Source organism: Glaciecola siphonariae, assembly GCF_042652645.1.
GTDB classification, from domain to species: domain Bacteria; phylum Pseudomonadota; class Gammaproteobacteria; order Enterobacterales; family Alteromonadaceae; genus Glaciecola; species Glaciecola siphonariae.
Genome location: NZ_JBHSGU010000003.1, coordinates 109,065 through 134,311 on the forward strand (window position 1 = coordinate 109,065; position 25,247 = coordinate 134,311).

The 25,247-nt window shown below is 44.3% G+C and carries 21 protein-coding genes and 2 rRNA genes; 13 read left to right on the forward strand and 10 right to left on the reverse strand.

Going from position 1 to position 25,247, the window contains the following annotated elements; all coding sequences use genetic code 11:
- Nucleotides 1–42 precede the first annotated feature (42 nt).
- Together mutM and ACFO4O_RS11085 are read right to left on the reverse strand one after the other, a co-directional pair.
- Entirely contained in the window at nucleotides 43–855 is an 813-nt protein-coding gene (mutM, locus tag ACFO4O_RS11080; RefSeq protein ID WP_382408494.1) for a bifunctional DNA-formamidopyrimidine glycosylase/DNA-(apurinic or apyrimidinic site) lyase, read from the reverse strand.
- Nucleotides 856–912: 57 nt separating this feature from the next.
- Entirely contained in the window at nucleotides 913–1,392 is a 480-nt protein-coding gene (locus tag ACFO4O_RS11085; RefSeq protein ID WP_382408496.1) for a hypothetical protein, read from the reverse strand.
- 264 nt (nucleotides 1,393–1,656) lie between these two features.
- Between ACFO4O_RS11085 and ACFO4O_RS11090 the strand changes: the two genes are divergently transcribed.
- Nucleotides 1,657–4,617, forward strand: coding sequence for an ATP-binding protein (locus tag ACFO4O_RS11090; protein ID WP_382408498.1), 2,961 nt, complete (start codon nucleotides 1,657–1,659; stop codon nucleotides 4,615–4,617).
- A 114-nt stretch (nucleotides 4,618–4,731) separates the two neighbouring features.
- Here ACFO4O_RS11090 and rpmG read toward each other — a convergent pair whose 3' ends face one another.
- From rpmG to radC, 3 genes are all read right to left on the reverse strand, one after another.
- Nucleotides 4,732–4,887 (reverse strand): 50S ribosomal protein L33, encoded by a 156-nt coding sequence (rpmG, locus tag ACFO4O_RS11095; RefSeq protein WP_124029005.1) that lies wholly within the window; start codon nucleotides 4,885–4,887, stop codon nucleotides 4,732–4,734.
- 23 nt (nucleotides 4,888–4,910) lie between these two features.
- A complete protein-coding gene (gene rpmB / locus ACFO4O_RS11100; RefSeq protein ID WP_382408501.1) occupies nucleotides 4,911–5,147 on the reverse strand; it encodes a 50S ribosomal protein L28 in 237 nt (78 codons plus the stop codon).
- A gap of 250 nt (nucleotides 5,148–5,397) precedes the next feature.
- On the reverse strand, nucleotides 5,398–6,072 hold the full coding sequence (radC, locus tag ACFO4O_RS11105) for a RadC family protein (protein ID WP_382408503.1): 675 nt from the start codon (nucleotides 6,070–6,072) through the stop codon (nucleotides 5,398–5,400).
- A gap of 89 nt (nucleotides 6,073–6,161) precedes the next feature.
- Here radC and coaBC point away from each other — a divergent pair, with 89 nt between their 5' ends.
- Nucleotides 6,162–7,403 carry a bifunctional phosphopantothenoylcysteine decarboxylase/phosphopantothenate--cysteine ligase CoaBC gene (gene coaBC / locus ACFO4O_RS11110; RefSeq protein WP_382408505.1) on the forward strand — a complete coding sequence of 414 codons (1,242 nt, stop codon included), beginning with the start codon at nucleotides 6,162–6,164 and terminating at the stop codon, nucleotides 7,401–7,403.
- A gap of 12 nt (nucleotides 7,404–7,415) precedes the next feature.
- Complete coding sequence (gene slmA / locus ACFO4O_RS11115) at nucleotides 7,416–8,003, forward strand: nucleoid occlusion factor SlmA (protein ID WP_382408507.1); 588 nt, start codon at nucleotides 7,416–7,418, stop codon at nucleotides 8,001–8,003.
- A 40-nt stretch (nucleotides 8,004–8,043) separates the two neighbouring features.
- Here the strand turns inward: slmA and ACFO4O_RS11120 are convergent, their stop codons facing one another.
- Nucleotides 8,044–9,714 (reverse strand): M28 family metallopeptidase, encoded by a 1,671-nt coding sequence (locus ACFO4O_RS11120; RefSeq protein ID WP_382408532.1) that lies wholly within the window; start codon nucleotides 9,712–9,714, stop codon nucleotides 8,044–8,046.
- A 345-nt stretch (nucleotides 9,715–10,059) separates the two neighbouring features.
- Here ACFO4O_RS11120 and ACFO4O_RS11125 point away from each other — a divergent pair, with 345 nt between their 5' ends.
- The 10 genes from ACFO4O_RS11125 (at nucleotide 10,060) to ACFO4O_RS11170 (ending at nucleotide 22,883) form a co-directional block, all read left to right on the forward strand.
- Nucleotides 10,060–10,629 carry a TetR/AcrR family transcriptional regulator gene (locus tag ACFO4O_RS11125; RefSeq protein WP_382408509.1) on the forward strand — a complete coding sequence of 190 codons (570 nt, stop codon included), beginning with the start codon at nucleotides 10,060–10,062 and terminating at the stop codon, nucleotides 10,627–10,629.
- A gap of 51 nt (nucleotides 10,630–10,680) precedes the next feature.
- Nucleotides 10,681–11,763: an MBL fold metallo-hydrolase gene (locus ACFO4O_RS11130; RefSeq protein WP_382408510.1), complete on the forward strand. Its 1,083-nt coding sequence runs from the start codon at nucleotides 10,681–10,683 to the stop codon at nucleotides 11,761–11,763.
- A gap of 97 nt (nucleotides 11,764–11,860) precedes the next feature.
- On the forward strand, nucleotides 11,861–12,184 hold the full coding sequence (locus ACFO4O_RS11135) for a DUF1820 family protein (RefSeq protein ID WP_382408512.1): 324 nt from the start codon (nucleotides 11,861–11,863) through the stop codon (nucleotides 12,182–12,184).
- A gap of 36 nt (nucleotides 12,185–12,220) precedes the next feature.
- Nucleotides 12,221–14,002: a DUF885 domain-containing protein gene (locus ACFO4O_RS11140; RefSeq protein ID WP_382408514.1), complete on the forward strand. Its 1,782-nt coding sequence runs from the start codon at nucleotides 12,221–12,223 to the stop codon at nucleotides 14,000–14,002.
- Nucleotides 14,003–14,183: 181 nt separating this feature from the next.
- On the forward strand, nucleotides 14,184–15,584 hold the full coding sequence (locus ACFO4O_RS11145) for a YdgA family protein (RefSeq protein WP_382408516.1): 1,401 nt from the start codon (nucleotides 14,184–14,186) through the stop codon (nucleotides 15,582–15,584).
- Nucleotides 15,585–15,647: 63 nt separating this feature from the next.
- A complete protein-coding gene (locus tag ACFO4O_RS11150) occupies nucleotides 15,648–16,535 on the forward strand; it encodes an SDR family NAD(P)-dependent oxidoreductase (RefSeq protein WP_382408518.1) in 888 nt (295 codons plus the stop codon).
- Nucleotides 16,536–16,738: 203 nt separating this feature from the next.
- Nucleotides 16,739–17,440 carry a translesion DNA synthesis-associated protein ImuA gene (gene imuA, locus ACFO4O_RS11155; RefSeq protein ID WP_382408520.1) on the forward strand — a complete coding sequence of 234 codons (702 nt, stop codon included), beginning with the start codon at nucleotides 16,739–16,741 and terminating at the stop codon, nucleotides 17,438–17,440.
- A 15-nt stretch (nucleotides 17,441–17,455) separates the two neighbouring features.
- On the forward strand, nucleotides 17,456–18,892 hold the full coding sequence (locus ACFO4O_RS11160) for a Y-family DNA polymerase (protein ID WP_382408522.1): 1,437 nt from the start codon (nucleotides 17,456–17,458) through the stop codon (nucleotides 18,890–18,892).
- The gene (locus ACFO4O_RS11165; protein ID WP_382408524.1) at nucleotides 18,876–21,995 is read left to right on the forward strand and encodes an error-prone DNA polymerase; all 3,120 of its coding nucleotides are present in this window, start codon (nucleotides 18,876–18,878) and stop codon (nucleotides 21,993–21,995) included. The genes ACFO4O_RS11160 and ACFO4O_RS11165 overlap by 17 nt, the downstream gene beginning before the upstream one ends.
- 72 nt (nucleotides 21,996–22,067) lie before the next feature.
- Nucleotides 22,068–22,883, forward strand: a complete 816-nt coding sequence (locus ACFO4O_RS11170) for a type 2 periplasmic-binding domain-containing protein (RefSeq protein WP_382408526.1) — start codon at nucleotides 22,068–22,070, stop codon at nucleotides 22,881–22,883.
- Between the two features lie 6 nt (nucleotides 22,884–22,889).
- On the opposite strand, the gene ACFO4O_RS11175 is transcribed toward ACFO4O_RS11170, so the two are convergent.
- The 4 genes from ACFO4O_RS11175 to ACFO4O_RS11190 all read right to left on the reverse strand — a co-directional run.
- A complete protein-coding gene (locus ACFO4O_RS11175; RefSeq protein WP_382408528.1) occupies nucleotides 22,890–23,645 on the reverse strand; it encodes a sulfite exporter TauE/SafE family protein in 756 nt (251 codons plus the stop codon).
- 106 nt (nucleotides 23,646–23,751) lie between these two features.
- Complete coding sequence (locus tag ACFO4O_RS11180; RefSeq protein WP_382408530.1) at nucleotides 23,752–23,994, reverse strand: EF-hand domain-containing protein; 243 nt, start codon at nucleotides 23,992–23,994, stop codon at nucleotides 23,752–23,754.
- A gap of 613 nt (nucleotides 23,995–24,607) precedes the next feature.
- Nucleotides 24,608–24,723: ribosomal RNA gene (rrf, locus tag ACFO4O_RS11185) — 5S ribosomal RNA — on the reverse strand.
- A gap of 294 nt (nucleotides 24,724–25,017) precedes the next feature.
- Nucleotides 25,018–25,247, reverse strand: a 23S ribosomal RNA gene (locus ACFO4O_RS11190); the annotation flags it as partial.

The following is a 25,247-nucleotide window of genomic DNA, read 5'->3' on the forward strand; positions in this document are numbered from 1 at the left end:
AATAATTATTGCATAAACCCGCTAGGCTTGAATAGCGAGCGCCTACTTTTGGCATTTGATGCAAAAAAAGGTATTGCGCTGACCAATGACTTTGTTTCTGATTGCTGTGCTGCAAATATCACAAGGTTGTGACGTGCGCCCGTACACATGCAAATGCTGCGCAAAGTAACCCGGGTTGCCGTCTGCTTGAGCAAAGTCACGTAGCGTCGTACCGCCCTGCGTAATTGCCTTCGCCAATACAGCTTTAATATGTTGAGTTAAGAGCTCATAGCGGGCCTTGCTGACCCTTCCTGCTGCGCGCCGAGGGTCAATGCCGCTTAAAAATAGTGACTCGTTCGCGTAGATATTGCCAACACCTACCACCACCGCATTGTCCATAATAAAGGCTTTAACCGGCGTTTGCCGCCCGCGAGACATCTCAAATAAACGCGCTGGACCAAAATCATCGGTGAGTGGTTCAGGGCCTAAATGCTGCAACAGTTTTAGCGCCGGCTCATCTGCCCCCTGCCACAAACAGCTGCCAAAGCGTCGCGCGTCGTTCAATACTAGCTTTTTACCAGAGCTAAGCTCAATCTCAAGGTGGTCATGCTTTTTTCGTGCTAGTTGCGCATCTACCACTCGCATTTTACCCGACATGCCTAAATGCAGCACCAGTGCACCAGCCGCCGTGTTTACAAACAGATATTTAGCGCGGCGTGTTACGCTGCTAATAACTAGGTTTTCGGCCATAAATACTTCATCGGGTATGGGCCAGCGCATTTGCCTTTGATACACATGTATTTTCTTTATTGTCTGGCCTTCTAAATACGGCGCAATGCCCAAACGGGTAACTTCAACTTCGGGTAACTCAGGCATAATAGGTCGCTTTTAAGTCTGTTTGTATAAGTCTGAATGTGTAAATATCGGGTAGGTTTAGCTACCGGGAGGCAGCAGTTGCTTGAGCGTTGGGAAATCTAGCAAATAAAGCTGACCGTCATAAACAGCATAAGCGCTTGCGTCGACTTCAAGTAAACCCAATACTTGGGCGTTTTTCTGCCCAGCCAGCCAGATGCTTACGATGTAAGGGGGCGATGCGGTTTTCTCTGCTGGCAAACTTACGCTTGTTGGGCGCAACAGTGCTCTTTGCCATTGGCTCACAAGCGCGTCAATATCCTCGCTTTGCATATTTGGTATTAGGTCTTCGCTTGGGGCGCTGACTCGCCAACCGGTGCCAATTCGCTCAAAGTTTAGCGTATTAATCTGCATGCTTAAAATAAACGCGTTTTCTCCTACTACTTGGCGCACGCCATCGTCAGCACTCGGAAATAAACGCTCATAATTAAATATTACGATTAATATCAGCATGGAAAATATCAGAATATTGTTCCAGCCTTTTTGCGATAGCCTGCGCATTATGAATCCCATCCATACAGTATTCTTGGCGCATGTTAGCGCATTCCTTAGGTCGAGGTCTAATAGTGACGCCTGCTGCGTGTAATGCAAAACATTAACTATGCCCACATGCTTGTGCCTACACGGCTTGTGGAAGCCGAACAAATCGCAGTTGCATTGCAAGAAACATACGATTATCTTTTGTTAGGTCGTATATAAATTCATAAGCTAAAGGTAAGCACTATTTATAAATTTACCGCCACCGGCATATTTGAATGCATTGTATTGCTCATTAGCGCCATTGCATTATACGGATGGGTCAATGACACCGTCATCTTAACCAACTATGTCGATAGCTTTCCCAAAATGCAGTTTAATACCGCGCTCTGCTTCTCACTGCTTGGTATTAGCGGTATTTTGCGAGTGCTGTCGCTGCACCGCGTTGCGTTAGCATGCGTTACGGTATGCTTTGCCATTGCTCTGCTAACGCTCATGGAATATTTACTGCACCTTAATTTGGGCATCGACACCTTATTCTTTGCGCCGAAAAACTCCACCATGCTGCATCCAGGACGAATGGCGCCCAACACGGCTGTGTGCTTTTTGGCCGTTTCTGCCATTATGATGTTAGAGCTAGCCATTGCCAAGCCTAGTAAAGCCTTACAATCGGTATCTGTTACTTTAATTACCATCCCCTTAACCTTGGCGGCAATTTCTGTGCTTGGCTATCTCCTTGGTCTAGAAATTGTGCTAAGCGAAGGGCACACCGCGAGGATGTCTATTCCAACGTCACTTTGTTTTCTATTCTTGGGCATTGCCTTTTTCTACAGAGAAAATGTGACACCGCTCAAAGACTTTGTTGCTTCAAAGCTGTATTACGTTTCAATATGCTCAGTCATTTCTGTTTTTGTATGGCAGGCTTTCATTGTTTATGAGGTCAATAACGCGTCTAAAAATACAGAGAAACAGCTTACCAACCTACAGTCTGCATTGACGATACATTTTACCAATACTGCTCAGGCCCTTGAACGCATGGCAAACCGCTGGGAGAGTGTTAACGGAACCGATAAATCTCTTTGGTACATTGATGCCAAAGACTATATAGATAACCAGCCTTGGTACCGAGCCATTTCATGGGCAGATGCCGACTCAACCGTTCGCTATTTAGTGCCCGAAGCCAGCAATCCCAATGTGATAGGCCTTGCTCTTGACCGTCAGGCAACGCGCGCAAAAGCCTTAAGTGAAGCCAAGGCAAGCAACAAAACGGTATTCTCAGAACCTATTACACTGGTCAGCGGAAAGTTAGGGCTATTAGCGGTAACACCGCTATTCAATAAAAACGGGCGCTTTGACGGTTATTTAGTAGGTGCATTTGAGCTGCAAAAGATGTTTGATCACATTGTGTCTGTGGGCTATGCCCAAGACCTTGATGTGTTTTTATATCAAGATGATGTGCTTTTGTATCAATCTAATCCGGCGTCGTTAGATTTTAGAGGTAGCGTACACGCAGAAGCATCTTTTTTTGACTATTATCGCTTGTCTATTCGCACACAGCCCGAGTACATGCAGTCTTTTAGAACCAGTATCCCTGAGTTTGTACTGGTCATTGGCTTATTAGTCTCAACACTGCTGGGCATAATCTTATTTTATTGGCGCGAAAATAAGCTCAATATTGTTGAGCTAAAAACGCGTCAAACGCAGATCACTGAAAGTCTGTTGGTTCAGCGCGCGTTTATGGAGCAATTGGGTGAAGCGGTGATTGTCACAGACGCTAAAGGCACCATCAAAGAATTTACATCCTCCGCTCAACGATTATTTTTATACGATAAAGATGAGGCGATTGGACAAAACTTAAAAATGCTGATGCCCCACGATATCGCACGTCACCATGACGACTTTTTAATGCGCTTTAATCATCAAGCATCTACATCTGTTTTAGGCAAAACACGTCAGCTCATAGGCGTAAAAAAGAACGGCGATGAATTTCCGATTGCGGTAGTAGTGACTAGCGTAGAGTTGAATGGCGAACTGCACTTTATCGGGCTTTTACGCGACATCAGTATTATGTTAGCCAATGAAAAGGCACTTGAGGAAGAAAGGCTCAACGCACAACGCGCAAGTCAGTCAAAAAGTGAGTTTTTAGCCAATATGAGCCATGAGATACGCACGCCCATGAACGGTATCTTAGGTGCTTTGCAGTTGCTTCAGCTAAGGGTTGAGGAGGTCAAAGCAAAACGACTGATAGATAATGCGCTTATTTCATCTAAATCCCTGCTTACGATCATAAACGACATTCTTGATTTGTCGAAAATAGAAGCAAACATGCTGTCACTCGAGCAGCATGATTTTTCTGCCAGACAGTTGTTAGAATCTGTGTGCTCTGACTTACAGCCTGTTGCATCGGCAAAATCCATCGTGATTAATAAGCACCTTGCCGACGATTTTCATGACCGCTGGATTGGTGACCAGCTGCGAATACGGCAAGTTTTGGTAAATATTGTGTCAAACGCGGTGAAGTTTACCAACCGAGGCGAAGTAAATATTACGCTGCGTGAAAAAGTAATGAACGGACAAACAACCCTTCAAATAAGTGTTAAAGATACCGGCATTGGCATGTCTGAAAAAGCCGTTCGCACCCTATTTGACCGCTTCACGCAGGCCGACTCGTCTACCACGCGCCAATACGGCGGCACCGGTCTTGGTATGGCAATCACCTACAATTTAGTGTCACTCATGCAGGGCGACATTAAGGTAGCGAGCAAGCTAAATACAGGCACACAGTTTGTGGTGAATTTGCCTATTCAAAAAGCAATGACTTATGCAGAATCGGTCAATAATGGCGCTGTGAGTATTCCTAATTTAAGCGGGAACACTATTTTGATTGTTGAAGATAATGACATTAACCAAGCAATTCTGAGCTCCATGCTAGCAGAAACAAAAGCGAATATTCATATTGCCGACAATGGCGCCATTGGTGTAGAAAAAGCGCGCGAACACGATTATGACCTAATACTCATGGATATACATATGCCAGTGCTAGATGGATTTGAAGCTTGCCGAACAATTAAAAACACTTCACCGGAGCGCACGATTATTGCCCTTACCGCAGACTTGGTCTCCGACAACACCCAGGCCTATGAAGCTGCAGGATTTGACGGGCACCTTGGCAAGCCCATTATTATTGAAGATTTATATACCATGCTGAACAAGTATCTTGGCAAACATTCACCGCCATCGACTGTTTAACAATCGGCTGTTTAACAATGGCTTAGCCTAAAAACAAAAAACCCAGCTAAATAGCTGGGTTTTTAATGGAGACACAATCAGCTCACTTTCATGAGCGAAGACCTTTGCATGGACTTACTTGATTTTTGCTTCCTTGAACATAACGTGCTTACGAACAACTGGATCGTACTTTTTAATTTCCATTTTGCCCGGCATGTTACGCTTGTTTTTGTCTGTGGTGTAGTAAAAACCAGTGCCAGCAGAAGATACTAATTTGATTTTATCACGCATGATATTATTCCTTATCGAATGCCTTAAACTTTCACACCACGAGCACGGATATCAGCAAGCACTGTATCAATACCCTTCTTATCAATAATACGCATACCTTTAGCAGTAAGGCGTAATTTCACAAAACGATTTTCGCTTTCAACCCAAAAACGGTGTGTTTGTAGGTTTGGTAAGAAACGACGACGCGTCGCGTTTCTAGCGTGAGAGCGGTTGTTACCCACTGCAGGACGCTTACCTGTAACTGCACATACTTTAGACATGTTTGTCTCCAAAACAACTTGTTTGCCGTTTAACTACAGCAAACAACTTGCTGTGTAACGCGATTAATAATGAGGGCGCATTTTATACAGCAATGACTACGAAATTACAACAAAAATTCGCTCTTTTGGTGATCTTTTTGCCCATCATATGGCTCAATGTACGGCCGAGTGCGCGGCTTAATTCAAAAAAGACCACGCTAGTCGCATAAAACACGACAAGCGCGGGAGTGATAGTCACGTATCTACATTCTTAAAGCAAGCCTCTTTGTGCAAAAGATACTGCCGTTGAGTCACCTATCACAAAGTGGTCCAGTACCGTTACATCAACCAGTGCAAGCGCCTGCTTTATTTTTTCAGTGATGTTAATGTCTGACTGACTCGGCTCCGCCCGTCCGCTCGGATGATTATGCGCCAGTATTACCGCCGCCGCGTTGTCTTCCATTGCCTGCTTCACAAGCTCGCGCGGATACACAGCGGCACTGTTAATCGTTCCCTGAAACATTTCTCTGTAGGCAATCAGCTGATGTTGAGAGTCGAGCATTAACATAGAGAATACTTCTCGCTGCTTGTCTCTAAGCTGAGATATTAGATAACTTGAGGCGTCGTCGGCATGTAAAAAGCTGCGCTCGCGCACCATTTGCTCAGTCATATTGCGTTTTTGTAATTCAATACTGGCCTGCAAAATTGCATATTTTGCGGCGCCAAAGCCCGATGTCGCCAACAGTTTACGTTTAGGGGCATGCAGCAAAGCGCGCAATGAGCCGTGGTTAAGCAGCGCTTGCTTGGCTAGCTGCACCGCATTTCGGCCTTTAAGGCCTGTTTGTAAAAAAATGGCCAACAGTTCGGCATCACTTAAAGTATGGGCACCATAGTTAAGTAATTTTTCTCGTGGACGCTCTTGTTCAGGCCAGTCTAATATTTTCATGTTCCCATCCTTGGATAACAATGGTTTAATAATAACAGGATACAGATACCCCATCGCACTCGGGTATATTGTGCGCCATTAGGATGATTATGCAACTTGTACAAAAGAATGTATTACTCGGGATATGCGGAGGTATTGCCGCCTATAAAACCCCAGATTTAGTGCGTAAGCTAAAAGCCCAGGGCGCTAATGTTCGAGTAGTATTGACCGAATCGGCCAGTCATTTTGTGTCTAGCTTGGCTTTGCAAGCCGTATCGGGTGAAAAGGTTAGTATGCATCTGCTCGACGAAGAAGCAGAGGCCGGTATGGGACACATAGAACTTGCCCGCTGGGCTGATTTTTTCGTTATTGCGCCCGCTACCGCAAACTGCATTGCCAAACTAGCCCACGGTTTGGCAGACGACCTCCTCACAACCCTTGCACTTGCTAGCAAAGCACCTATGTTCTTAGCGCCAGCTATGAATCAACAAATGTGGGCAGCCCCCGCCACTTCCCACAATATAGAAACGCTTTTAGCAAGGGGCGTAATTCAGCTAGGTCCTGCTGCCGGCGAACAAGCCTGCGGTGATGTGGGATATGGCCGTATGCTAGAGCCTCACGAAATAGTAGATAGCTTGATTGCGCATGGCAAAACATTAGGCCATGAACCTGAAAGCCCTGAAAGCAGCGCTCAATTGTTTGCGGGTATTCATATTATGATAACGGCTGGACCGACTCGTGAGGCCATTGATCCAGTCAGGTATATCTCTAACCACAGCTCAGGAAAAATGGGGTTTGCCATAGCACAGGCGGCACAGGCGATGGGGGCTAAAGTGACCTTGATTGCCGGTCCGGTTGAGCTAAGCACGCCCGACAAAGTAGCACGTACTGATGTAGTCAGCGCCCAGGATATGTTAAATGCGGTTGAGCGAGAGATAGACGAGCAAGACATCTTTATTGCCTGTGCCGCGGTTGCTGATTACCGTATTGCTGCTGAGAATACGCAAAAGCTTAAGAAAAAAGCAGAAGAACTTTCCCTTACATTTACACAAAACCCTGATATTCTAAAAACAGTTGCGCAAAGGAAACAGCCGCCATTTACCCTAGGGTTTGCCGCTGAGACTAACGATGTTGAGAACTATGCACGCGCCAAGCTAGAAAAAAAGCAGCTCAACATGATCGCCGCCAACGATGTGTCTATTCCCGGTCTCGGATTTAATTCTGATCGAAATGCGCTATTGGTTATTACAAAAGAACACACTCAAAAGTTAGCGCCAGCTAGCAAAAGCGCCCTTGCACATGAGCTCATGCTACTTGTGCACAGCGAATATAAACGAACACACAAGAACTAAGAAAAAGACATCATGCCTGCAGCAAAACGACCAAATAGAAAAGCGCAAATCCTGCAGTCTCTTGCAGGAATGCTAGAAACTCATCACGGCCAGCGCATCACCACCGCTAAACTGGCCGAAGAAGTTGGAGTGTCAGAAGCGGCGCTATATCGACACTTTCCATCAAAAGCTCGGATGTTCGAGGGCTTAATCGAATTTATTGAAGAAACCTTATTTTCTCGTATAAATAAAATCATCAGCGATGAGAAAGACGCCTCTAACCGCTGTCAGTTAATACTGCATCTTTTGTTAGGGTTTGCTGAAAAAAACCCTGGCATCACAAGAATTCTGAACGGAGATGCCCTCATGGGCGAGCAAGAGCGCTTACGCGAGCGTATAGCGCAGCTGTTTGATAGGCTCGAAACCCAATTGAAACAGGTGCTGCGTGAACGTAAACTGCGTGAAGGCAAAGCATCGTCGGTTGACGAAGCCTTGTTGGCGAATATGCTTATTTGTTTTGTTGACGGTAAAATAAATCAGTATGTGCGCAGCCAATTTCAGCGCCGCCCTACTCAGCAGTTCAATGAGCATTGGGCGCACATCAAAGACTCTTATTTGTAAAAACTAGGGCCAGTGCGCCCTAGTCTTTATCGCTTAAGCCTTAGTCTCTATCGCTTAGATTATATTCTTTACCAAAGGTCTTGCCAAAGAAGCTGTCGCGGTACCATGTTGGACGAGTAGGTGCATCGGCCAGCGTCTTTCCTATTTCAAAGTTCACTTGAGTAAACGCTCGTGCGGCTCGCCAATCAAAGTCTTGATTCATATCGTCAGACGGACGATGGTAATGCGTGCCTAAAAAGGTATTTAAGACTTCACTGCCGTCTACCTCTGGGTCTTTTGACTCAATGCCGGTCACTAAAAAGATCGCCGGCACGCCCTGTTTTACAAAGGCATAGTGGTCAGAACGTGTGAAAAGGTTAAGCTGTGGCCATGGATCGTCTGTCAGCTTCAAGTCAGCGTTGGCAGCGGCGGTTTTCACATACTTGCCCATGGTGCTGTGGCTTGCTCCAAAGGCAATAACATCGGCAAACTCATAAGTAAGCAGCGGCATATCTAAGTTAACGTTAGCGACCATTGAGGCCAGAGGAACCGTTGGATTTTTAGCAAAATAATCGGCACCCAGCAGCCCCTTTTCTTCCCCGGTAACAGCCAAAAAAATCACCGAGCGCGCAGGCGCTTTTGGCAAACTAGCAAACATTCGTGCTGTTTCAAGCATAACCGATGTGCCCGACGCGTTGTCCAGAGCGCCATTGTTAATACGGTCTTTTTCAACAGATTTTGAAATACCGATATGATCTGAATGAGCAGTAAATACCACATACTCGTTTTTTAATACCGGGTCGCTCCCTTCAAGTACGGCCGCTACATTGGGACTGCTTAGGTCTTCATGAACAGACTCACGAGCAAGTTTGACGGTAACTGGAATGTCAAAACCCGTTGGAATGTCATTATTTTCTAACTGCAAAAATATATCTTCTAGCGGTGTGGGCGCGTGCGCAAATAGCGTTTTTGCTGTTTCCATACTCAAATAGGCACCAACAATTAACTCTGGATTGGTGTTACCGACGTTTCCGTCGGGGTCTACCCAGCGCATGCGCGGCGCATGAATATAGTTAAGAGACTGTTGATAGGAGCGCACTTTTTCGCTCGCTGGCGTTTGTACGGTGATAAAACCAATCGCACCATTGTCGACCGCATACTTTGACTTTTGGGCACCAGAGGCTAAGTGTGCGCCCTCCTCAGAGTCGAGTGATGAAGGCTTACCAGATAAAGCTACAACAATCTTTCCTTCTACGTTTAGCCCCTCATAGTCGTTGTGTGCAAACTCCGGCGCAATAATGCCATAGCCCACAAAAACCAGTTCGGCACTTACCTGCGACTCGGTTCGCACTGGGTCAGGTCCCATGATGAAGTCTTTTGGATAGTCAAAGCTGTATTCGCCGTCGTCTGAATAAACTGTAAACTCAGGCGAGTCTTGTACCAAAACCGTTTTTCTAAAGCCCACTCTTTGCATGTAAGTGCCATCATCACCGGCTGGCATTAGGCCATATTTTTTAAATTCGCTGGCGATATATAAAGATGCGATTTCATGTCCTGCTGAGCCGGTATCTCGCCCTTCTAAAAGATCGTCAGCAAGAAAACTCATATGTCCTTTTATGTTTTCAATGTTGGGCTGTGGATTTTGCATTGAAGCTTGGGTAGCCGGTGCGTTTGTTTGCGAACATCCCACAATAGCGATGCTCAGTGCGCCGAACACAAAAATGCTTCTCATTGGTTTTGATAAATAATTCACGTAGATTTCCGTCGTAGTTTTGTGATGGTGATATGTGTCAGTTAACGCTTGTCTGTGCGCTATGCACTGCTCAATCTAAACAGGCCGGTCTGACTGACATATCGTAAAGTGTTAATACTGCCTGATTTTAGAATTGTGGCAATAAACGCTTGGCTTTACAGCCAGCATTGTTGCCGACTTTATATCACAATTTTGCATCAGAAATGGCATCTAGTAGGTGTACATTAACATTTGCTTACACTATCAAAGCTAAGACTCATACTTGTGCGTGTACAACATTTACGCTATAAGAACACATGTTCTTAAATTGGAGCTCAGTGTTGTATGCCGCAGACTAAAAAGTATGAATTAGAAAAAGTGTTAGAGCTTGCGCTTCCCCTAGCCATCAAACTTGGCTATAGAGGCTGTTCAATGGCTGTACTCATAAAAGAAACCGGCTTTAATAGACGTGCTTTTTATCTGCATTTTAATAACAAAGAAGATTTTTTTGAGGCTCTGCTTAATCACTACTTGCAGGCTCATTTGCTTCCACTAAATCAATACTTCCACAATGCGACGAGCGCTGCACAAGGCACCGTACAATACTTCACAAAATACCAAGAGCTCATTCAAACTAAAGGCTGTTTGCTGACAAAATTGGTGGTTGAAATGGGCTTTAACAACGCCGCGATACAGCATCAAGCGCGCTGGTTTTATGACCAACTTCAGCTTGCCTTTATCGGTTTGCTAGAGCGCGCTCAGCAACACAAACACATTCCAGCATCGGTTAACATTGAGCAGCAGGCACTTAAACTTACCTGTTTAGCCCAAGGCTTCGCTGTATCGAATCATATTATTCAGGGGAATGAAGATGTATCTCTGCTGATTGAATCTATATTCGAAGTAGGTGCGTAAACACTTCATTACTCGCTCACTTAAGTGGCCCTCACGCATTTGTTTACATCAATGAAACATAAAGTCTTTGTCCTTATAAGCATAATGCTCGTGTGGGGTTTGTTTAGCTGCGCTACCAGTAGCGTCGCGCCGCAAACTAAAAACAAATCGCATCATGTGCAAGACGGCTTTCGTAACCTATATATAGAAGATAGTGAAAAAAACTTTTTTGATTTTTTAAAGATGCGTTTTTTAGGTGAAGAAGAATGGGCAGACCACGCCAAATTTGCTAGCGACGTCCCTGTACAAGATGTAAACATAGCGGCCTTGCGCAATCCGCCAGAAGCCATGCAGGTTACTTGGCTCGGACATGCAATGTTTCTTATTCAATACCAAGGGCAGACCATTCTAACCGACCCCATTTTTACCGACCGAGCCTCCCCCATCCCGTTTGCCGGACCTAAACGCTATGTTCGACACGCAATGGATTATGCACAGCTACCTAATATTGATGCGGTATTGATTAGTCATAATCACTACGACCACCTAGATACCGAAACGTTGGAGCGTTTGAGCATAAAATCAAAGGCACAAAGCGCAGCAATACGATTTTATGTGCCGCTTGGCCTTAAACCCTTATTATCTGATAGCGGTGTCCCAGAGCAAGATATTCAGGAAATGGACTGGTGGGATACCTCTCAAACCCAGGTGCTCAAGGTGCATGCCCTACCGAGTCAGCACTGGTCTGCACGCGGCACTACAGACCGTCGTGAAACGCTTTGGGCGAGCTGGGCGGTTGAAATAAACGGTAGAACCATCTGGTTTGCCGGGGATACCGGTTATAATGATGTGCAGTTTAAGCAAATTGGCCAATATTTGAATGCGGTAGATTTAGCGCTTATTCCGATAGGCGCATATGAACCACGCTGGTTTATGCAGCAGTATCACGTTAACCCGAGCGAAGCTCTGCAAATACATAAAGACATTAACAGTAAGTTTTCAGTAGGCATGCACTGGGGAACATTCCCGTTAACAGCAGAGATGCCCCTCGCCCCAGTAAACGAGCTTAAAGCGCAAAGACAACGTGCCAGAGTATCTCCTGATGCCTTTGATGTGATGGCCATTGGCGAAACTCGCATCTTGAAAATGAACTAAAACAACCGCATCTTACATCCGTTTGTGGTTTACCTATTTGAGCGATATCAATCACATCTGAATGTTGGTCAAAGGGCTTAATAATTGCGTGGAACGAATGAGTAATAATCAAGCGATATATCGAATACAGTTTATAAGCAGCGGCGAGCGTTACGAGCTCTATGTAAAAGAGCTTGTGTCTAGTCAAGTATTTGGTTTTGTTGAAATTGCCGACTTTGTGTGGGACAAACATACAGAATTGGTAGTTGACCCAAGCCACGAAAAGCTCAAGAATGAGTTTTCAAAGGTGAAACGAAGTTATATTCCGATGCATAACGTGCTCAGAATTGACCAAGTAGAGAAACAAGGCAGCGCTAAAATCAGCCAACTATCTGATAAAGTGACGCACTTACACTCACCTATATACACCCCTAAAAAGTAAGCACCTAGACTTACCAAAATCACAAAAGGTTAGATGATGAATAAATGGTTAACCGCAATTTCACTGGCCTTGCTGGCATTTTCTTCTCTGGCACAAAAAAACGAGAGCGATAGCTCTCAAACGCTACATGCACTTTTAGACGATATTTGGCAATACGAACTGTCTCAATTCCCTAGTTTGGCCTCCAGCGAGGGCAAAACCCCCACTGTGCCCCTTACTGACATCAGCATGCCTGCCATGCAGAAGCGCTTTGAACAGTTTAGCAAATACAAAACGGCGCTCAGCACAATTGATATAAACAGCCTCAGCAGCGATGACCAAATCAGTTACCTAATGCAGGAATACCGACTAAATAACTATATTGATAACTTCCGGTTTAAAGAGTATCGCGTCCCCATTACCTCAGAATATGGCTTTCATAGCGCGCTAGGTCGGCTACCTGAAAACACAGCATTGCGTAATCAAGACGATGTGACTCGCTACATGGCACTGCTCGATGCCGTGCCTGAGAACATGTACTTAAACATACAATATATGAAAGAAGGGCTTGCATTGGGTCACTCCCAGCCACAAGTTGTGCTAATTGGTTATGAAGATACTATTGCACCCTATACGGTCGACGAGATACAAGAACATCCGTTCTATGCGCCGATAAATAAGGCAAGCCAAGGGCTATTGTCTGATGAGCAAAAGGCGCTCGCTGCCAAAAAAGTAGGCGCGATTAGAGATGCGTATCAAACGTTTTATGACTTTTTTGTAAACGATTATAAAGTGAATACAAAAACCGACATTGCGGCCACCACATGGCCTCATGGAGAAGCGTTTTACAACAATCGAATTAAGCACTACACCACCACCGACCTAAGCGCGAAAGAAATTCACGAAATAGGCCTGAGTGAGGTGGCCCGCATACGCGCTCAAATGCAAACCATTGTAGATGAGCTGGCTTTCGACGGTGACATTAACGCGTTTATAGAGTTTTTGCGTACCGATGAGCAGTTTTACGCGAAAAGCGCGAAAGAGTTAATTATGGTGGCCTCATACATTTCTAAACAAATGGATGCGCGTTTACCTCAATTATTTTATAAAATGCCACGTATCCCCTACGGTGTAGCGCCTGTGCCAGACAGCATTGCGCCTAAATACACAACCGGGCGCTATATTTCTCCCCGTAGTGATGATCAGCCTGGCTACTATTGGGTAAATACATATGCACTAGATAAGCGCCCTCTTTATGCCCTGCCAGCCCTCACTCTACATGAAGCGGTTCCGGGTCATCACTTTCAAATATCCTTAGCCGCAGAAATGGAAAACCTGCCTAAAGTACGACGCAAAACATATATTTCTGCGTTCGGTGAAGGATGGGGTTTGTATTCAGAATATCTTGGTTTAGAAGTGGGCATATACGACGACCCTTACGACAACTTTGGTCGCTTAAGTTATGAGATGTGGCGAGCCTGCCGTTTAGTGGTGGATACCGGCATGCATGTATTTGGCTGGAGTCGAGAAAAAGCGATGAACTATATGCTCGAAAACACCGCTTTGAGCGAACACAATGTGCGTACTGAAATTGACCGATATATTTCATGGCCAGCTCAGGCATTGTCTTACAAAATTGGCGAAATCAAAATTAAAGCACTGCGCGAAAAAGCACAAGATGCACTAGGCGATAAGTTTGATTTACGCGCTTTTCACGATGCCGTGTTGGCAAACGGCTCAGTGCCGCTGTTTATTTTAGAGCAGAAAATTGACGCGTTCATCAGCGAAAGCTTAAGCAACAGCGCAAACACGCCACCTACAAATACAAGTCAGTCATAAAATGCGGGGGTTAGCGTATGCTGTTAATACATGCTTTAACGCGTGCCTATATGGCCTCGCTTGTATTTCCTACTTGTATAGTCCGCTTATATTTCCTGCTTGTATCGCCCGCTTTCAAGACTCATTTTTACTGCTCTTCCTTAATGAATATTTCTACACACACTAATACAAGGACGTATATATGAAAAAACTTCTCACACTGGTCATCATAGTGTTGATTGCTATTGGCTTAATCGGCCCTAAATTCGCTGGCAATACCTTTAATGAACAAATGGATGCCTACATTGCTAGCCTTAACACTAATGAGTTCTATAAAGTAACTGTTCTTGAACGCGAGCAAACGTGGTTTTCAAGCACTGCCAATATTCAAGTTGTGATGGTACTACCCGAACAAGTTAATGCTCAATCTGAACCACTGTTTGACTTTGTTTTGCAAGCCAATGCACAGCATGGTCCACTGCTCACAAGAAGTGGGCTTGGTCTAGGTTGGTTAGATTGGGACGTGCGCTTAGTAAGCGATGAGCTTCCCGATACCTTAACAGTAAACGGCGACGGCCCTATCTATCAAGCAAGCGGCGTTATGGGACTATTTGGCTCTTCTTCATATAATGACCGTTTGCTAGCGCTGGAGTATACAGATGCTAGCATTGGTATGGTGGTATCGACACAAGGTTGGCAAGGTGAAGGGGATATATCAACAAACGCCTTGCGCTATTCAGGCGGACCCGGGCAGCTCTTCATTAAAGCACTCGATATGTACGACTTATCCTTAGAAGGAGTAACAATGTCGTACACCGCTGATGCCTCGATTAACGAGATGTTGAAGGGAAATTTCTATGACGGCGGCGGTTCTTTTTTCATTGATAAAATGCGTTTAAACAGTCCTGATGAAAGTAGCCAAACTCTCATTGAAAAGCTGCAAATACAGAGCACGGCTGATTTTAACCCAAGCACTGATTTAGCTGACATTGAGGTAAATATGAGTATGGTCAAGCTAGATACGCCTGAGGTTAAAGTTGACGACCTAACTATTAGCATGACCATTAATAATATCCAGCAGGCCTTTTCTAAGGCGTATCAAAAAATGAATCAAGATATCATGGAATCTCCAGCTCAAGCGCAAGAAATAATGCAGCAAGCGATGCAGACCCACCTATTAGGCCAGCTCATCGCAGAGCCTGAAATTAATATTACTGAATTGGTAGGCGTGATCAACGGTGGCAATATTGATATAAGCTCTAGCAACAAATTAGTTGGCGTAACAAGCTTGCCTGATACGATGGAAAACAATGCATTTTGGATGCAGCACCTAGACTCAAATACACGGATGAGCGTAGATGAAAGTGCTGCACTTACCATTGCAGGTATTATGCTTGAAGGGCAGCTTGCAAATAATCCACAGTTAGCTCAAATGCCCCCTGAGCAGTTTCAAGAAGTGCTTCGTCAGCAGAGCGCTGCCACATTAAATAGCTTGGTTCAGCAAGGCTTTTTCATAAAAACTGAGGCGGGTTACAGTATGCTGTTTACCCTTAAAGACGGCAAAGCCGTGCTCAACAGCAATAACATTCCGCTTCCTATGTAGGTATGCGCGAGATTCAATAGACAACATACGCGCATTTGATGCAAAGAAGAGGTAGTAGAAGGCATGGGCAAAATATCTTCATTAGATACTTTCTTTACCGGTAAAACCGTTGTAATTACAGGCGCAGGATCCGGTATTGGCAAAGGGTTAGCAAAAACCTTTGCCCACTTTAACTGCAAATTAGCGCTTTGCGATATTGATGAACAGGCACTTCAAACGGTAGTTAAAGAGCTTAGCGTTGAGTTGCCAAACTATTGTGAAGACAATGTATTCAGCAGTGCTTTTGATGTATCGGACCGGGCGCAGTGGGATGACTTTCTATCAAATACTGCACAGCAACATCAACATATTGATGTGCTTATTAATAACGCTGGTATAGAAGGCTCATGCAGGCCGGTATGGGCAAGCGACGAACAAAGCCTGCAGCGAGTCATGGACGTGAATTTTTATGGCATGGTACACGGATGCAAAGCCGTTTTACCTTATTTAAGTCAGCGTCCGTGGGCCGCATTACTGAATGTGTCGAGTATATTCGGCTTAATTGCTCCCCCTAATACCGCTGATTATTGCGCGAGTAAATTTGCCATTAGGGGATACACCGAGTCACTACGGGCAGAGTTATCACTTATACATCCGCATATACAGGTTCACCTTATACATCCGGGCGGTATAAACACGAATATTACCCGTCTTGAACAAAGTCAAAAATTTAAACATCGATTTTTAACTACCGCGCCGACAGACATAGCGATGTATATTGCAAAATGCATTATGCAAAATAAAGCTCGCATTGTTTATGGCAATAAATCGGGCTTAGCCCACTTTGCATCGCGTTTTTTCCCACTAAGCTGGCTGAATAAAATAAGCGCTAGGGAAGTAAAGAGTCTAGGTTTAGAAGAAGATTACCGTGATGATCATCCCGGATTTACAACACGCTCCAACAAGAAATAACGATACTCAACTAACAACCCACCCACATTAAATAAGCTCAGCGCTGCTTCTTACCCAGAGCTGGGCTTAAATAACCTCTGTTAAATTTAAATTTCAAATAAATAAGCAACTTAGAGACATTGAGAGGCACTTCTACGAGAAACGGTTGATTGCTCAATGAAAATATTTATACTGTATGTATATACAGTCATTTGGGGTGGCATATGAATCCTATTTTGCATGAGCTAGAAAATAAGCAATGGATATGGACAGCCGCAAGAGCCAAGCAGGCGTCAGCACAAAACACGCGTCTCAAAACAGGCTATCAAGCTTTAGACTCGGCACTGTCTGGCGGCTTTCCAAGTGCCGGCATGATCCATATTAACAGTCATCTTGGCTGCGGCGAACTGCGCCTCATGCTTGACGTACTGCAGCGCCAATCAAAGGCTCACACCGACAAACTGTGGGTATTTATTGCCCCACCTTTTGAGCTCAATGCTGAATTTTTACTGAGCGAAAATATATCACTGTCGCAATTATTAATCGTTCGCCCAGACACGCATGAAGAAGCCCTTTGGAGCGCTGAACAGTGCGCTAAAAGCGGGGCCTGTGAAGGTGTATTTTTATGGCAGAATTCCTTGCAACACACCCAAATTCGTAAGCTAGAACTAGCGGCATTACATGGGCAATGTCATTGCTTCTGGTTTGATAACAGCGCTCAACAGACTAGTAATCTACCCTTGAGCCTCTCTTTATCTTTGCAGAGAAAAAACGACGAACTACAAGTTAAAATTAACAAACAAAAAGTAGGCTGGGCTAAACCTGCAATAAAAATCAAACTTCCATTTAAATGTCGAACAGGTTCTGCCTTCAGGTCAAAACCCTCACAAACCGATAATGTAATTCACATTCGTGCTAAGTCATAATCGAGCGATACAAACATGCAATTTGATACACGCTCACTGTGGATTTATCTGCACTTTACCCAACTCCAACTGGATGTTATTGAGCATAGCCAGCAGGGAGAGGCAGAGGTGTTACACGAGCCCCGCGCTATTTACGAAGCTCGAGATAACCAAATTGTACAAATTAACAAGGCCGCGGCCGAGCGCGGCATTAAGTTAGGAATGGGCTTAGCCAGTGCTAGCTTATTGTACTCTGATCTAATCTTGCATGAATATCGCCCAGAGCTCGAAAGTAATACTCTGGAGCATTTAGCTAACGCCCTATATTTAATCAGTTCAGATATAGTTTTATCAGCCCCCAATGGCCTTATTTTACGAGCCCAAAACATGCTCAACTTATATGGCGGACTCGCACCTTACTGGCAACATATTGAGCAATGTCTCAGTCAATACAAATATCACTATCATTGCGCTAGTGCGTTTTCAATTCAGGCTGCAAAGCTTATCGCAAAGCATGGAATTGGCGATATTACGGATGAACGAGAACATATTAATAATACCTTAATGAAGTGTTCACTTGAGCGCTCTGATATTGATCACAAAGACCTAGAAAAGCTAAAGCGCATCGGTATTTTAAATATGGCAGAACTTAGTCGAGTCCCGTTATCAGAACTGGCCAATCGGATGGGACGCTTTTCATTGGCCGTTATCTCGGAATTACGCGGACAGGCACCATCAAAAGTAAGTTTCTTTAAACCCCAAACCAAATACGACGACTACATCGAACTGCTCTATGAAGTATCAATAAGCGATAAATTAATACCGGTGCTCGGTCATGCCTTAAATAAGTTGCGTGATTTTTTATACGTACGCAATGCGCGCTGTTTGCATATTGATATTGATTTTTATCAACGCGAACACGCGCCTATGACGATTGCATTTGACAGTGCAATGCCTATATACCAAAACAAAGACTGGATGAGCATTATTGAACTTAAACTGGAATCGGTAAAATTTCAGTCTCCGGTATACGCCATTGAACTGCATTGCCATCGCTATGAATTAGCAGAGCTGGCTCACGACGATTTTTTTGCTCGCAAATCAACACATGTAGCGGCGATGTCTTTAATGTCGCGCCTCGTTAGTAAGTTAGGAAAACACAAAGTAAGTGGGCTTAAGTTTGTGAACGACTTTCGTCCTGAGCGTAATACGTGTAAACCGCCTCCCGGCAATAGCGATCTGCATAATGATGCTAGCATTTTTGCCGACCGCCCTGGCTTGCTACTGCCTCAACCTCTTGTATTGACGCAAAAAGTGCAGGTTATTAAAGGACCCGAACGTATTGTCAGCGGATGGTGGGAAAACTCACAAATTAGCCGCGACTACTATATTGGGCAAAGCGAGCAAGGACAGCAATTATGGATGTTTAAAACCCCCGAACAAACATGGTATCTACATGGCTACTTTGTCTAGTAACAACACCGCATCTGCTCAAGTTGCCTTTGCAGAATTAGTATGCCAGTCTAATTTCTCTTTTCTTTATGGTGCTTCACATCCTGAGGAGCATATACGACAAGCGTATTTTCTGGGCTATCAGGCTATTGCAATCACCGACGAATGTTCAATGGCAGGTGTAGTACGCGCCTATACTGAAATTAAAAACAACCACATCCCTATCAAGCTCATTGTTGGCAGTTTGTTTAAATTCAACGGCCAAACGATGGTGCTGTTATGTCCAAACAAACCTGCTTATTCAGAATGCTGCAGGATCATTACTAATGCTCGCCGTCGTGCTAATAAGGGCGAATATACTTTATCTGAGTGGGACCTAAAAAGTGTTAAATACTGTTTTTGTTTATGGTTACCCAGCGGGGTTAGCGAACCAGACAAATCATGGGGTGGATGGTTACAGAAACATTTTAAAGAACGCTTGTTCTTAGCAATAAAACGCTGGCTTACCGCTAACGAAGAGGAGTATCTACAGCACTGCCAACATATCGCCGAGCATTTTGAACTAAGCGTTATTGCGACATCGGCTGCATGCATGCACGATACATCTCGCCTTGCCTTACAGCAATGTTTGCAGGCGATTAACGAAGGTTGCACGATTTCGCAGTTAGGCCGAAAAATGCATGCAAATGGCGAAAGTAGCCTTCGCTCGCTCACTAAGTTAAAGCAACTGTATCCTGTGCAATGGTTAAATAATGCCGCCGATTTGGCCAAGCGATGCAGCTTTGATATGTCTGAATTAGCGTACCAATATCCTGCAGAAGTAGTTGCAGATAATATGACTCCTAGCGAGTATCTGCGTTATTTAGTAGAAAAGGGTATTCAACTACGCTTTCCTGAAGGGCTCAGTGCAGATATTCGCAGCACCATTGAAAAAGAGTTAAAGCTAATAGCGCAACAGCAATATGAACACTTCTTTTTAACCATCTATGACATTGTGCAGTTTGCAAAGCGTAAGGGCATTTTGTACCAAGGTAGAGGTTCAGCAGCTAACTCGGTAGTCTGCTATTGCCTTGAGATCACGGCCGTTGATCCTCGCCAAATTAATGTGCTATTTGAACGCTTTATCTCAAAAGAGCGCAACGAGCCGCCCGATATTGATGTGGACTTTGAGCATGAGCGGCGAGAAGAGGTCATTCAATACATTTACAGCAAATATGGGCGCGAGCGAACCGCGTTAGCAGCAACCGTAGTGTGCTATCGATTTAAAAGTGCATTACGAGAGATAGGTAAGGTATTGGGTGTAAACGCTACCGATTTAGATTTTTTTATCAACAATGTTAATCGAAGAGACCGCGCATTGAGCTGGCAATCACAGCTTGGGGAGCTTGGCATTGACCCAGAATCCGCTTTTGCTACACGTTTTATCACCCTTGTGGAGCAGCTCATCGGTTTTCCGAGACATTTATCTCAGCATGTAGGCGGTTTTATTATTTCGGCAGGTCCATTATATGAGCTCGTACCGATTGAAAATGCAGCGATGGCAGAGCGTACGGTTATTCAGTGGGATAAAGACGATTTAGAAAGTTTAAAACTGTTAAAAGTAGATGTACTGGCGCTGGGTATGCTCACTGCTATTCGCAAGTGCTTCGATTTACTCAATACGCATTATGAACAAGCGTGCAGCATTGAATTTATTACAAAACTTGGAGACGACAAGCAGGTTTTTGCACAAATTCAAAAGGCCGATACTGTAGGCATCTTTCAAATTGAGTCCCGGGCACAAATGTCGATGCTGCCAAGATTAAAACCACGCTGCTATTACGACCTTGTTGTGCAAATTGCCATAGTCCGCCCAGGGCCAATTCAAGGTGACATGGTGCATCCATACTTGCGGCGCCGAGATGGCAAAGAGCCGGTAAGCTATCCTTCGAAAGAGATTGAACAAGTATTGTCTCGAACGATGGGAGTGCCGATTTTTCAAGAGCAGGTTATTCAGCTTGCGATGGTAGCTGCTGGTTTTAGCGGCGGCGAAGCTGACCAACTGCGCCGCGCCATGGCAAGCTGGAAGAAAAACGGAGCGCTTCATAAATTTCGTAGTAAGCTCATTGAGGGGATGACAGAGCGAGGATATAGTGAGGCCTATGCTGAACGACTGTTTGAACAAATCTGTGGATTTGGTGAATATGGCTTCCCAGAATCTCACTCTGCGTCGTTTGCAGTGTTGGCCTATGTATCGGCTTGGTTAAAGCATTATTATCCGGCTGTGTTTTATACAGGCCTGTTAAATGCCTTACCAATGGGCTTTTATACGCCTTCACAAATAATACAAGATGCCAAGCATCATAACATTGAAGTGTTACCTTGTTGCGTAGAAGCCTCTAACTATGATCACCGCTTGATTACGCAGCATAATACTTATGCAATTCGCTTAGGCTTGCGCTTAATTAAAGGACTTAAGTACGAGTCTGCGGAGCGCTTATTGCTTGCCCGCAATACTCAAAAATTCTCCTCGTTGCGCTGTATACGTCAATTAAATTTACCCAGTAGCTGCATGCAGGCCTTAGCGAGCGCAAACGCCTTTGCCTGTTTTAGCCAGAATAGATTTGATGCACGCTGGCAGCTTATGAACAATACCGACACACTACCGTTATTTAACCAAGGTTCAGAAAAACCAAGGGTCTGTGAATATGTGAGGCAACCAAGCTTATTTGACAACTTGATTGAAGACTATGCCAGCACAGGCCTCAGCGTTGCTCAACACCCTATTGCAATGTTGGAAGACGCCCAGTTATTACCTAAGTTTACCTGCGCGAATAAACTACATACCGTCAATCACAAAGCACTTGTGCGTGTGATTGGGATGGTAACCTGCAGACAAAGCCCCGGCACGGCGGCCGGCGTAACATTTATTACTTTGGAAGACCACACGGGCAATACCAATGTAATCATTTGGCAAAGTTCAGCTCGCTCTCAAAAGCAAGTCTATCTAAATGCAAAAATCTTGCAGGTTAACGGCATCTTAGAGCGAGGGGATGGCAATGTTATCCACGTAATTGCAGGGCGTCTGATTGATCAAACACATTTATTAGACAAGCTAGAGCTGCGCTGTAGAAGCTTTCGCTAAAAAAAGCTTATTGATCTATCATATTGTTCCGATATAAACATAGACCCTATTAACGAGCGGAAAAGCATTACCATGTTTGATTATCGAAGCCCTGCGCTGAGCAAAGCTTTAACATTGCTGATAATACTTGTTTATTTAGCTTTCAATAGTGCTGTCGCCGACGAGCTTTCATCTCAACCACAATCAACGAATAACAAGAAACACTATAAAATAGGCGTATCTTTTGTTAATCACTATCCACATTTTGACTTTAGCAGCGCAGAAGACAAAGGCCTCAGTTGGGCAATCCTAGAGGCATTCGCGCGCGACTATGGATATACCTTTGAGTATGTTATTTTGCCACCGGTCAGACTTCAAAGCGCCTTAGACAACCGCACGGTTGATTTTATTTATCCTGACAACCCTAAATGGTTAGCGCACAAAGCGGAATTTGACAGAAATATTTATAGCATTCCTATTACCGAGGCTACCAGCGCCAGTTATGTCGAGTCGTTTAACCAAAACCTACCGCTGTCGGAGGTCACTTCGGTGAGTATTCCGTTTGGCTATTCTGCTATCACATGGGTAGAGCCAATCGAAAAGTACAACATTAAAAGTATACCGGTTAGGGATTTAGAAATGGCCTTGCATGCATTGAAAACCCGAACCGCAGTTGCCGCCGACGTAGAATATAATGTTGGTCAACATTTAATTAAAAGCCGTCCAATATTGGGTTCGTTAGTCGTTAACAAGAACCTTCCTAAACGAGCAGTCAATTATCATCTCTCAACCAAAGAGCATGTTTTGCTGCTCGAGCAAATTAGTCAGTTCTCTCTTGAACAAAAAGAGCTCATAGAGATGTTGCGAAGCACTTACGGCATTAAAAGTTACGAGCAAGTGTTTAACTAAAACCCACTAAATTAGCAAAGACAATGCAGCCATCGCCGTCATTACGATGACAAGCCATCGATAGTTATTGTCCGAAATCCGTTTTACCAGGTAAATGCCAAGATATGCTCCCACGGCGATAAAAGGAAGCGTCACAATATTCAAAAACACCGATGACCAAGTTATCGTTTCCCAGCTAAATACATGAAAGGGCACTTTGAATAAATTTATGGCTAAAAAGAACCATGCCGCTGTACCAATATACTCATTTTTAGGAAGACGCATGCTGAGTAGATATAAGGCCATTACCGGACCGGCGAGGTTTCCAATCATTGTCGTAAAACCACCAAGCGTTCCCATCAGCACCGCAAACCAGTAGTAGTCTGGAATACTACCTCGCTTGCGCTGTTCCATCCAAATCATTAAACCTAAACTTAAAAAGATAATAACGGCCATTATCTGCACAAACACATCATCGTTAATAAACTGTCCAAATATCGTTGCAATTACAACGCCTACAGCAGCTGAAGGAAATAGCTTTACCAAATAATGCCAATTTGCATGACGGTGGTAGTAATACACCGCAAAGAGGTCTGCCATGATCAGCATAGGTAACACCAAACCAGATGACGCCTTGCCACCAAATATGATGGCCATAATTGGCACAGTCAGCATGCCAGTGCCATGTATGCCGGTCTTTGCCATACCAATTAGTGAGGCACTTACCGCAATAAGGACAATATCTATAATGCTAAGCGAATATGAAAAAAGTTCGATGACCAAAAGAGGGACTTAAACAAAGGTGGGATGTATTTAGGTTAAGGGGATTCTGAGGAAGATACAAGTGTTGAATAAGCACGGGAGCCGTATAGCTCCCGTGAACTAAGTATTACTCTTCTAGGCCTGCAGCAGCAAACTCGGCGTATGTGATCTCGCCATCGCTGTCAGCATCCACTTCATTAAACAACGCACTTAAGCCAGAATGAGCGCTTGCCTCAGTTTGAGAAATTGTGCCACTCTGGTCAAGGTCTAATGCTGTGAAAAGCTCTTCAGAGGCGTTTGCTTGAACCATAACGCTAGCAACAAACATAAGAGATAAAGATAAAGCAGTTAATTTTTTAGATAATGACATAGTAGTCTCCATTCATTCATTATTTTAGCAATAACACCAACATGGTGCTTCATCATTGCTATTACACTAAACGTGCCAATCTTATATTTCTTATAATTAACAGAGGGTTAGCAACTCCTTGTGCAACTCAGGGTATATTCTGGACAGTATTATGTTGCGTCGGCGCTACAAATTTTAATATCTTTGACCACATACAATTACAAGCACTTGTTTTACATACAAAAAATAAAAATTAATGTAGTCTTTCAAAAGCAACAACCGCGCTCAATATGCGTTAACTGACGGTAATCAGCAACAAACTATCGCTATAAAGCGATACAAGAGCTTACTAACAACACGCCTTGGAATTATTGGAATGATGAGGTGCACCGAGATTTAAGGTGCATCAAACGAAGAAACAAAAAAAGCCCCAGCGTATGCTGAGGCTTTGTTGTGTAATGGGAGTCCCGGTAACCGGCATGGGACAATGTGCTACTCTCACATGGGGAAACCCCACACTATCCCTTGCCAGTTACTGGGCGTCCGGTAACCGGCGTGGCGTAATACGTTTCATTTCTGCGAAGCAGAAACAAAAAAGCCCCAGTCGATTGACTAGGGCTTTCTTCGAATAGGAGTCTGGCGATGTGCTACTCTCACATGGGGAAACCCCACACTACCATCGCCGCTAATACGTTTCACTTCTGAGTTCGGAATGGAGTCAGGTGGTACCGTATCGCTATTGTCGCCAGACATTAACTGTTGAACTATCAAGCAAAGCTCAATACTTCTCAATAATGGTTAACAATGTTGGAATGCTGATAATTGCTTTTTCTTTAACGTAGAGTCGCTACTCAATCTGTCTATATATGATTGTCTTAACTTGTCACCTACAACCCTTGCCTGCCTCCTACATACTCATACTTGCGCGTCTTTAGCGAGCAGGTCATTTGCCAGTCGATTTTACATCGACGATAAGCAAATTATCGCGCCCACTTGCGATAGCAAGTGCTTGTAGGTAAAAAATACAGCCTATTTAGGTGTTGTATGGTTAAGCCTTACGGGCAATTAGTACAGGTTAGCTTAACGCCTTACAACGCTTCCACACCCTGCCTATCAACGTCGTCGTCTTCAACAACCCTTCAAAGAGCTTAAAGCTCTAGGGATGACTCATCTCTGGGCCGGCTTCCCGCTTAGATGCTTTCAGCGGTTATCCGTTCCGAACGTAGCTACTGGGCAATGCAATTGGCATCACAACCCAAACACCAGCGGTTCGT

Excerpts from the sequence above, each read along its gene's own strand:
- ACFO4O_RS11120 (WP_382408532.1), bottom strand. The coding sequence starts at position 9,714 with ATGAGAAGCATTTTTGTGTTCGGCGCACTGAGCATCGCTATTGTGGGA.
- rpmG (WP_124029005.1), bottom strand. The coding sequence starts at position 4,887 with ATGCGTGATAAAATCAAATTAGTATCTTCTGCTGGCACTGGTTTTTAC.
- radC (WP_382408503.1), bottom strand. The coding sequence starts at position 6,072 with ATGAAAATATTAGACTGGCCTGAACAAGAGCGTCCACGAGAAAAATTA.
- rpmB (WP_382408501.1), bottom strand. The coding sequence starts at position 5,147 with ATGTCTAAAGTATGTGCAGTTACAGGTAAGCGTCCTGCAGTGGGTAAC.
- ACFO4O_RS11135 (WP_382408512.1), top strand. The coding sequence starts at position 11,861 with ATGAGTAATAATCAAGCGATATATCGAATACAGTTTATAAGCAGCGGC.
- ACFO4O_RS11165 (WP_382408524.1), top strand. The coding sequence starts at position 18,876 with ATGGCTACTTTGTCTAGTAACAACACCGCATCTGCTCAAGTTGCCTTT.
- ACFO4O_RS11145 (WP_382408516.1), top strand. The coding sequence starts at position 14,184 with ATGAAAAAACTTCTCACACTGGTCATCATAGTGTTGATTGCTATTGGC.
- ACFO4O_RS11170 (WP_382408526.1), top strand. The coding sequence starts at position 22,068 with ATGTTTGATTATCGAAGCCCTGCGCTGAGCAAAGCTTTAACATTGCTG.
- ACFO4O_RS11160 (WP_382408522.1), top strand. The coding sequence starts at position 17,456 with ATGCAATTTGATACACGCTCACTGTGGATTTATCTGCACTTTACCCAA.
- mutM (WP_382408494.1), bottom strand. The coding sequence starts at position 855 with ATGCCTGAGTTACCCGAAGTTGAAGTTACCCGTTTGGGCATTGCGCCG.
- ACFO4O_RS11085 (WP_382408496.1), bottom strand. The coding sequence starts at position 1,392 with ATGCGCAGGCTATCGCAAAAAGGCTGGAACAATATTCTGATATTTTCC.
- ACFO4O_RS11130 (WP_382408510.1), top strand. The coding sequence starts at position 10,681 with ATGAAACATAAAGTCTTTGTCCTTATAAGCATAATGCTCGTGTGGGGT.
- ACFO4O_RS11125 (WP_382408509.1), top strand. The coding sequence starts at position 10,060 with ATGCCGCAGACTAAAAAGTATGAATTAGAAAAAGTGTTAGAGCTTGCG.
- imuA (WP_382408520.1), top strand. The coding sequence starts at position 16,739 with ATGAATCCTATTTTGCATGAGCTAGAAAATAAGCAATGGATATGGACA.
- ACFO4O_RS11140 (WP_382408514.1), top strand. The coding sequence starts at position 12,221 with ATGAATAAATGGTTAACCGCAATTTCACTGGCCTTGCTGGCATTTTCT.
- ACFO4O_RS11180 (WP_382408530.1), bottom strand. The coding sequence starts at position 23,994 with ATGTCATTATCTAAAAAATTAACTGCTTTATCTTTATCTCTTATGTTT.
- ACFO4O_RS11150 (WP_382408518.1), top strand. The coding sequence starts at position 15,648 with ATGGGCAAAATATCTTCATTAGATACTTTCTTTACCGGTAAAACCGTT.
- slmA (WP_382408507.1), top strand. The coding sequence starts at position 7,416 with ATGCCTGCAGCAAAACGACCAAATAGAAAAGCGCAAATCCTGCAGTCT.
- coaBC (WP_382408505.1), top strand. The coding sequence starts at position 6,162 with ATGCAACTTGTACAAAAGAATGTATTACTCGGGATATGCGGAGGTATT.